Genomic DNA, 8,285 nt, shown 5'->3' on the forward strand with positions numbered 1-8,285 from the left:
GCCGGCCCGCCCGCCGCCGGTGCCCCGCCCGCCGCCGGTGCCCCGGCCACCGCCAGCGCCTCGCCCAACGACCGCCGCGCCTCGGTGAGTCGGCCGCGCAGGAACCAGTACCAGCCCAGGGCGATCGCCAACCGCAGCGCGCCCGCGCCGTCCCGCCGCCGCACGGCGCCGTCGAGCGCGGCGCGCAGATTGCCGCTCTCCCGGTCGAGGCGGAGCAGCCACCCCGCCTGTTCCGGGCCGCGCACCCCCGCCGCGCCCCGTTCGGCCAACGCGGTGTAGTGCGCGAGGTGCCGCGCCTGGAGGTCCGCCAACTCGCCGGCCTCGGCGAGGCGTTCGCGCGTGTAGGCCGCGACGGTCTCCGGCAGCCGGTAGCGCGGCCCTTCGGTCGCCGCCTCGCCGGCGTCGGCGGGTTCCACGGCCGTGACCAGGGAGCGGTCCACCAGCCGGACCAGCGGTCCGACGACCTCACCTCGTTCGTCGCCACACACGGCCTCCGCCCCCGCCAGGTCCAGCCCGTCGGCGAAGACGGAGAGGCGGCGCAGCAGCGCGCGTTCGTCCGGGGCGAGGAGGTCCCAGCTCCAGTCGATGACCGCGCGCAGCGTGCGCTGCCGGGGCGGCAGCCCGTGCGCGCCACCGGTCAACAGCCGGAAGCGGTCGTCGAGTCGGGCGGCCAGCGCGTGGACGCCGAGCGCCCGGACGCGGGCGGCGGCCAGTTCCAGGGCGAGGGGGAGCCGGTCCAGGCGGCGGCAGATCGTCGCGACGGCCGCCGCGTTCGCCTCGGTGACGGCGAACCCGGGCGTCGCGTCCCCCGCCCGGGCGGCGAACAGCGCCTCGGCGTCGGCCTGTTGGAGCGGTGGCACGGTCCACACCGCCTCGCCCGGCAGGCCCAGCGGCTCCCGGCTGGTGGCCAGCACGGTCAACCCGGGGGCCGCCGCGAGCAGTTCGCGTACGGTCGCGGCGGCCGGCCCGATCAGATGCTCGCAGTTGTCGAGCAGCAGCAGGAGTCGGAGCGGGCGGAGTCGCGAACGCAGCGCGTCCAGCAGCCCGCCCGGGGAGTCGTCCTCCCGAACGCCGAGCGCCGCGCCGAGCCGCTCGGCCACCGCGTTCCCCCCGACCGAAACGGGACCGGCGGCCGGCGCGTCAACGCCCCCGCCCAGCGCGACCGTTCGCACGCCGTCGGGCCGGCCGGCGCCGACCCGTTCCGCGACCTCCTCCGCGAGCCGCGTCTTGCCGACGCCGCCGGACCCGGTCAGCGTCACCAGGCGGTGCGCGTCGAGGAGTCGGGAGACCGTGGCGACGGCCGGCCCCCGGCCGACGAGGGCCGTCAGAGGGGCGCCCCGCCCGCCCGATGGCGTCGCCGGGCGCAGGTCAGGGTCCTGGGCGAGGATCGCCCGGTGCAGGGCGGCGAGTTCGGGCCCCGGGTCCACGCCCAGCTCCTCGGCGAGCCGCACCCGCAGGGACTCGTAGCCGGCCAGCGCCTCGGCCTGCCGCCCCGCCAGCCAGAGGGCGCGCAGCTGGGCGGCGCGCAGCCGCTCGCGCAGCGGATGGGCGGCCGCCAGGGCGGTCAACTCGTCGCTCAGCGCGTGGTGTTCGCCCAGTTCGAGGCGGGCCTCCGCGAGCGCCTCCACGGCGGTCAGCCGCTGCTCCGCCAGCCGCGCCGCCGCGCTCCGCAGGGCGGGAAGGTCGCCCACGCCGGCGAACGGCTCCCCGTTCCACAGCGCCAGCGCCTCCCGCAGCAGCGCGGCCCTCGCGCGCTGGTCCCCGGCCGCACCGGCCGCCTCGGCCCGGGCCGTCAGCGTGGCGAAGCGGTGCGCGTCCACCGCGTCGGGCGCGACCCGCAGCAGATAGCCGGAGTGCCGGGACTCGACGGGGCTCTCCGCCCCCGGCTCGGTCAGGGCCCGGCGCAGCCGCGAGACCCGGGTCTGGAGCGTGCCGGCGGGGTTCCTCGGCGGCCGCCCGCCCCACAGCTCGTCCACCAGCCGGTCGGCGGAGACCGCGCGTCCGGCCTCGGTGAGCAGCACGGCCAGCAGCGCGCGCACCCCGGCCTCGGGAACGTCGAGGGGCCGTCCGTCGGATGCCAGGACGGTCAACGGGCCGAGGACCAGGAAGCGCATGGACGCACCGTAACCCGCCCCACCAGCGGCGTTCCGGGCCGACCCGCACGGACGCCCAGGCCGCGGGCGCGACCGACGGCCCGGGACCGACAGCGCGACCGACAGCGTTCCGACACCGTCCCGACAGCGCCGCCCGGCACCGTGAGGTTCACGCCGAACGGGCCGGCCACCGCCGGCCGTTGGGGCGGATCACGAGCGCGGGAGCGCGGGAGCGAAGGGAAGACGGCGATGGTGAAGCGGGGCAACGAGGAGCGGGCGGCCGACGTGGCGGACCGCGAGCGGTCGGCGGTGTCGGTGATCGGTCTTGGGCAGCTGGGGGCCAGGCTGGCCCAGGCGTTCCTGGCCGCCGGCCACCCCACCACCGTGTGGAACCGGAGCGCGGCGCGGGCCGAGGCGCTGGCCGCCCAGGGCGCGCTCCGCGCGGACGCGCCACGGGAGGCGGTCCTGGCGAGCCCGCTGGTCGTGGTGTGCCTGCCGGAGTACGCGACGGTGCGGGAGGTGCTGGGGCCCGTGGCGGAGGGGCTGGGCGGCCGGGTGCTGGTCAACCTGACCTCCGGCACGCCCGAACAGGCCGCCGAGGCCGCCGCGTGGGCCGGGCGGCACGGCGCCGCCTACCTCGACGGCGCCGCGATGAGCGGCACCCGGCTGGTGGGCCGGCCGGAGGCGCTGTTCGTGTTCAGCGGGGCGCCGGAGGCGTTCGCCGCGCACCGCACGGTGCTGGCGAGCCTGGGCAACGCCCTGCACCTGGGCCCCGATCCGGCGCTGGCGCCGGTCTATGACACCGCGCTGTTCGGGCTGGCCTGGGGGACGTTGGCCGGGTTCCACCACGCGCTGGCCCTGGCGGGCTCGGCGGGCGTCGATCCGGTGGCGTTCGCCTCGGTGGCCTCCGCCCATCTGCCGTTCGTCGGCTCGCTGTTGGGCGAGCACGCGCGGCAGGTGACCGAGGGCCGTTACCCGGACGACGACGGCACCGTCGACGTGCACCGGGCGGCACTGGAGCATCTGACGCACGCCAGCGCGGCGGCGGGCCTCGCCACCGACGTGCCCCGGCTGTTCACGACGCTGCTGGAGCGCGCGGCCGCCGCCGGCCACGGCGCCAGCGGCATCGCCAGCGTCGCCGAGACCCTCCCCGCGCACGCGGCGGCCTGAGACGGGACCGTGCCCCCTCCCGCGCGCGGCGGGGGAGGGGGCACGGTCACACGGTCAACGGGCCCGGCGGGCCGACGGGTTGGGCCGGGCCGGCTCAGATGTCGCGGAAGGTCTCGATCTGCGCGCCGACCGAGTTCAGCCGCTCGGCGAGGTCCTCGTAACCACGGTTGATCACATAGACGTTGCGCAGCACCGAGGTGCCCTCGGCCGCCATCATCGCCAGCAGGACGACCACCGCCGGGCGCAGCGCCGGCGGGCACATCATCTCGGCGGCCCGCCAGCGGGTCGGGCCCTCGACCAACACCCGGTGCGGGTCGAGGAGTTGGAGCCGACCGCCGAGGCGGTTCAGGTCGGTGAGGTAGATCGCGCGGTTGTCGTAGACCCAGTCGTGGATCATCGTCGAGCCGTGCGCCGTGGCCGCGATGGCCGCGAAGAACGGGGCGTTGTCGATGTTGAGGCCGGGGAACGGCATCGGGTGGATCTTGTCGATCGGCGCCTCCAGCTTGGAGGGGCGCACGGTGAGGTCGGCCAGCCGGGTGCGGCCGTTGTCCGCCTTGTACTCGGGGCCGAGGTCGTGGTCCAGGCCCATGCCCTCCAGGACGGCCAGTTCGATCTCCAGGAACTCCAACGGCACCCGCCGCACGGTGAGTTCGGACTCGGTGACCAGGGCGGCCGCGATCAGGCTCATCGCCTCGACCGGGTCCTCGGAGGGCGAGTAGTCCACGTCCCGGTCGATCTCGGGAACGCCGTGCACGGTCAGCGTGGTGGTGCCGACGCCGTCGATCCGCACGCCCAACTGCTCCAGGAAGAAGCACAGGTCCTGGACCATGTAGTTGGACGAGGCGTTGCGGATCACGGTGGTGCCGTCGTGCCGGGCGGCGGCCAGCAGCGCGTTCTCGGTGACGGTGTCGCCCCGCTCGGTCAGCACGATGGGGCGGTCCGGCGAGGTGCCCGGCGTGACCGTGGCGTGGTAGACGCCCTCGGTCGCCGTGACCTCGAGTCCGAACCTGCGCAGGGCCATCATGTGCGGCTCGACGGTGCGGGTGCCGAGGTCGCAGCCGCCGGCGTAGGGGATCTTGAACTGGTTCATGCGGTGCATCAGCGGCCCGAGGAACATGATGATGCTCCTGGTGCGGCGGGCCGCGTCCAGGTCGATCGCGTCCATGTCCAGCTCGGCGGGCGGGGTGATCTCCAGATCGGCGCCCTCGTTGATCCAACGGGTGCGCACGCCGATCGAGTTGAGCACCTCCAGGATGCGGAAGACCTCCTCGATCCTGGCGACCCGACGCAGCACGGTGCGGCCGGAGTTGAGGAGGCTGCCGCAGAGCAGCGCCACGCAGGCGTTCTTGCTCGTCTTGACGTCGATGGCGCCGTTGAGCCGTCTGCCGCCCACCACCCGCAGATGCATCGGGCCCGCGTAGCCCAGCGAGACGATCTCGCTGTCGAGGGCCTCGCCGATGCGCGCGATCATCTCAAGGCTGATGTTCTGGTTGCCTCGTTCGATGCGGTTCACCGCGCTCTGACTGGTGCTGAGGGCCTCCGCGAGCTGCGATTGTGTCCAGCCGCGATGTTGACGGGCGTCCCGAATGAGCTGTCCGATCCGGGCCAGGTAGTCATCGATCATGCCTTCGAGCCTATCTCACATATGAGATTGCTCCTCTCGGGGTGGGCCATTCGGGTGGTGACACGCCGGGGGGTGATGTGTTCTACTCTTGTTCTAGTTGTTCGCGTCGAATGCTAACAAGAGGCCAACGGGCCGTGCGGGAACGAGGGGAGCGGGCATGGCAGAGACCACCGACGAGCGAGGGCGGGGGCGCGGGCTGGCGCTGGTCGTCCTGCCGCACCTGGCGGCGATCGGCATCCTGACCGCCGTCGCGATCGGGGTGCGCGACCGGCTGCCGGACCGGGTCGCCACCCACTTCGACGGCGGCGGCACGGCGGACGGCTTCCTCTCCCGCGAGGCGCTGCTGGCCCTGGCGCTGGGCACGCTGGTCTTCCAGGGGCTCGCGCTCGGCGTGGCCCTGTGGCGCGGCCGGGGCCCGATGCGCCGGCTGACGGCCGCGCTCGGCGCCGGCCTGCCGGTGTTCACCGGGACGCTCCTGGTCACCTCGCTGCTGGTCAACGTCGATGTCGCCGACCCGACCGACGTGCGGCTGCCGCTGTGGTGGCTGCCGGTGGCGCTGGGCGGCGGCGCGCTGGTGGGGCTCGGCGCCTGGCGGCTCGTCGGCTCTGGCCCGAGGACGCGCGAGCGCCCCGGACGGTCCTCGGTGCTGCGGCTGGAGCCGGGGGAGTCGGCCGTCTGGAGTCGACATGTCGGCTCCCGCGTGATGCGGATCGCCGCGCTGGTGGTGCTGCTGGCCTCCCTGGTGTCGCTGGCCGTGGGGGAGTGGGCGCCGGGACTGCTGGGCCTGCTGGCGGCCGTCGTCGTCGGGGCGCTGGCCAGCGTGCGGGTCACCGTGGACGGCTCGGGGCTGGTCGTCGACCTGCCGCCGCTGCCGAGGCCGAGGCTGTCCGTTCCGCTGGCCAGCGTCGCGGAGGCCGAGGCGGTGCGGGTGGACGCGATCGGCGACTTCGGCGGCTGGGGCTACCGGGTGCGGCCCGGCGCCTCCGGCGTCGTGCTGCGCTCCGGCGAGGCGCTGCGGGTGCGGCGCGAGGGCGGGCGGGCGTTCGTCGTCACCGTGGACGACGCGGACACCGCCGCCGCGCTGCTCAACGGGCTGGCCGCGCGCCGGCGCGGGGAAGGCGGCTGAGCCGATGCTCTTCCGGGTCACGCCCGACTCGCCCGTGCCGCTGGGCGAGCAGATCGCCGCCTGCGTCCGGGGCGCCATCGCGGACGGCTCGGCCCGACCGGGCGAACGGCTGCCGCCGGCCCGCTCCTTGGCCGGTTCGCTGGGGGTCAACGTCCACACGGTGCTGCGCGGCTACCAACGGCTCCGGGACGAGGGCCTGGTGGAGCTGCGGCGCGGCCGGGGCACGGTGGTCACCGGGCGAACCGACGCGCCGGGGCTGGCCCGGCTGCTCACCCTGGCCGCCGAGCTGGTCGCCGAGGCCAGGGCGCTGGGCGTCGATGACGAGGAGATCCTGCGGCTGGTCTCCTCCCAACTCCCCACCGCCGCAGGCGAACCCGGGCCGCCCTGACGGCCGCCCGACCCTCCTACGCGGGCAGCGCCCCGCTGTGCGCCGCCCCGCCGCGGCGCGCGGCCAGCCGGGAGCCGGACTCCCGGCGGGCCGCGCGCCGCAGCAGCGGGACCGCCAGCAGGAACCCGAGCACCGCCCAGGTCGTCAGCACCAGGGCGACCATCGGCAGCTCCCAGGACCCGGCCGGCTCGGCGGCCCGCGCCGCGTCCGGCAGCAGCGCCGAACGCAGACCCTGCGCCATCCACTTGAGCGGGAAGGCGGCGGCCACCCGCTGCACCGGGTCGGGCAGGACGCTGCTCGGGAACATCGCGCCCGAGGTGAGCAGCAGCCCCATCGCGGGCAGCATCAGCAACGCCAGCGCCTCGCGCGGGTTCGGCAGCACCGCGCCGATGGCGGCGCCCAGCGGAACAACCGCCAGCAGCCCCAGCGTGGTGACCCACAGCAGCGTCAGCCAGCCGCCGGCCCCGCGCGGCGTCGGCCCCGTGGCCAGCAGCGCCGTGGACGCCAGGAGCAGCGCCAGCGTCCCGACCGCCATCGCGACGACCAGCAGGGACTTGGCGATCAGATACGCCGGGATGCCGCCGGGCGTGGCGCGCAGCCGCAGCAGCGTGCCCTCCTCGCGCTCGGTCACCAGGATCTGCGGCAGGTTGATCACCCCGATCTGGAACAGCAGATAGGCGGCGAAGCCCACGACCACCAGATGGGCGCTCGGTACCTCGGTGCCGTCCACCGTGCCGTCGATGGAGACGGCGAGCAGCAACGCGACCAGCACGTTGGTCAGATGGCCGGCCAGCTCCCTCGGGCCGCGCAGCAGCTGGCGCAGCTCGATACCGCCGCGCCGCAGGCCGGCCCGCCAGTGCCGGCGCCCGCCGCGCCCGTTGCCCCCGCCCGCCCGGCGCGTCATGCGGGCACCTCCTCGTCCGCCACGGCCGTCTCCTCCCGGTGCACCATCCGGAGGTAGGTGTCCTCCAACGTCGGGCGGCGCACCTCCAGTTCGGCGATCGGCCCCCGCGCGTTCCGATGGAGGTCCCAGACCAGCCGCGAGGGGTCGTCGGTGCGCTCGCCGCGGAACGTCCCGTCCTCGGCCCGCCAGCGGACCTCGGCCCGGGCGGCGGCCCGACGGGCCAGCTCCGACGGCGTGCCGCAGGCCCGCACCCGGCCGCCGACCAGCAGGGCGATCCGGTCGGCGAGCCGCTCGGCCTCCGCCAGGTCGTGCGTGGTGAGCAGCACGGTGACGCCCTCCTCGCGGGCCAGCCGCTCGACCAGCCGGTGGAACGCGTGCCGAGCGCGGGGGTCGAAGCCGGTGGTCGGCTCGTCCAGGAAGAGGAGTTCGGGGCGGCCGACGATGCCCAGCGCGACGTCCAGCCGCCGCCGCTGGCCGCCGGAGAGCCGCTCGACGCGCTGGCCGACCTGCTCGACGAGGCCGACCAGCGCCAGCAGCTCGGCCGGGTCGCGCGGGTCGGGGTGGTAGGACGCGAAGTGCGTCAGCAGCTCGCCGACCCGCCAGCGGCGGTGGTCGCGCCAGGACTGGAGCACCAGCCCGACGCGGCCGCGCCAGGCGTCGTCGCCCCGCTCCGGGTCAGCGCCGAGCACGGTGACCTCCCCGGCCGAGCGCCGCCGGAAGCCCTCCAGGATCTCGACCGTGGTGGTCTTCCCCGCGCCGTTCGGCCCGAGCAGCGCGAAGACCTCGCCCCGGCGGACGGTCAGGTCGACGCCGTGGAGGACGTCGACGCCGCCGTAGGCCATGGCCAACCCCCGCGCCTCGACGACGAGGTGACCGGCCGGGGCCCGGCCGGCCGTCACCGCGCGGCCTCGGGGGCGGCCGGCGCCTCCTCGGGCGCGCCCGGCCCGCCGGCCGACGGCCCCACGGCCCCCGCCCCCTCG

The 8,285-nt window shown here is 76.0% G+C and carries 7 protein-coding genes; 3 read left to right on the top strand and 4 right to left on the bottom strand.

All coding sequences use genetic code 11. The annotated features are described in order from the left end of the window. Positions 1 to 2,114 (bottom strand): AfsR/SARP family transcriptional regulator (locus EBN88_RS26675; protein ID WP_147472859.1); only part of this gene is annotated, 2,114 nt, incomplete at its 3' end. 228 nt (positions 2,115 to 2,342) lie between these two features. Between EBN88_RS26675 and EBN88_RS26680 the strand changes: the two genes are divergently transcribed. Continuing rightward, complete coding sequence (locus EBN88_RS26680; RefSeq protein ID WP_122399609.1) at positions 2,343 to 3,263, top strand: NAD(P)-dependent oxidoreductase; 921 nt, start codon at positions 2,343 to 2,345, stop codon at positions 3,261 to 3,263. A 94-nt stretch (positions 3,264 to 3,357) separates the two neighbouring features. On the opposite strand, the gene EBN88_RS26685 is transcribed toward EBN88_RS26680, so the two are convergent. After that, the gene (locus EBN88_RS26685; protein ID WP_122399610.1) at positions 3,358 to 4,887 is read right to left on the bottom strand and encodes a UDP-N-acetylglucosamine 1-carboxyvinyltransferase; all 1,530 of its coding nucleotides are present in this window, start codon (positions 4,885 to 4,887) and stop codon (positions 3,358 to 3,360) included. Between the two features lie 157 nt (positions 4,888 to 5,044). Between EBN88_RS26685 and EBN88_RS26690 the strand changes: the two genes are divergently transcribed. Together EBN88_RS26690 and EBN88_RS26695 are read left to right on the top strand one after the other, a co-directional pair. Further along, the gene (locus tag EBN88_RS26690; protein ID WP_122399611.1) at positions 5,045 to 6,013 is read left to right on the top strand and encodes a DUF1648 domain-containing protein; all 969 of its coding nucleotides are present in this window, start codon (positions 5,045 to 5,047) and stop codon (positions 6,011 to 6,013) included. Between the two features lie 4 nt (positions 6,014 to 6,017). Further along, the gene (locus EBN88_RS26695) at positions 6,018 to 6,401 is read left to right on the top strand and encodes a GntR family transcriptional regulator (protein WP_122399612.1); all 384 of its coding nucleotides are present in this window, start codon (positions 6,018 to 6,020) and stop codon (positions 6,399 to 6,401) included. Between the two features lie 16 nt (positions 6,402 to 6,417). On the opposite strand, the gene EBN88_RS26700 is transcribed toward EBN88_RS26695, so the two are convergent. After that, entirely contained in the window at positions 6,418 to 7,305 is an 888-nt protein-coding gene (locus EBN88_RS26700; protein WP_122399613.1) for an ABC transporter permease, read from the bottom strand. Continuing rightward, entirely contained in the window at positions 7,302 to 8,147 is an 846-nt protein-coding gene (locus tag EBN88_RS26705; protein WP_122185014.1) for an ABC transporter ATP-binding protein, read from the bottom strand. Before EBN88_RS26705 ends, EBN88_RS26700 begins: the two co-directional genes overlap by 4 nt. Positions 8,148 to 8,285 lie beyond the last annotated feature (138 nt).

Origin of the sequence: Streptomyces triticirhizae (genome assembly GCF_003696235.1) — a bacterium.
In the GTDB taxonomy this organism is placed as follows: domain Bacteria; phylum Actinomycetota; class Actinomycetes; order Streptomycetales; family Streptomycetaceae; genus Streptomyces; species Streptomyces triticirhizae.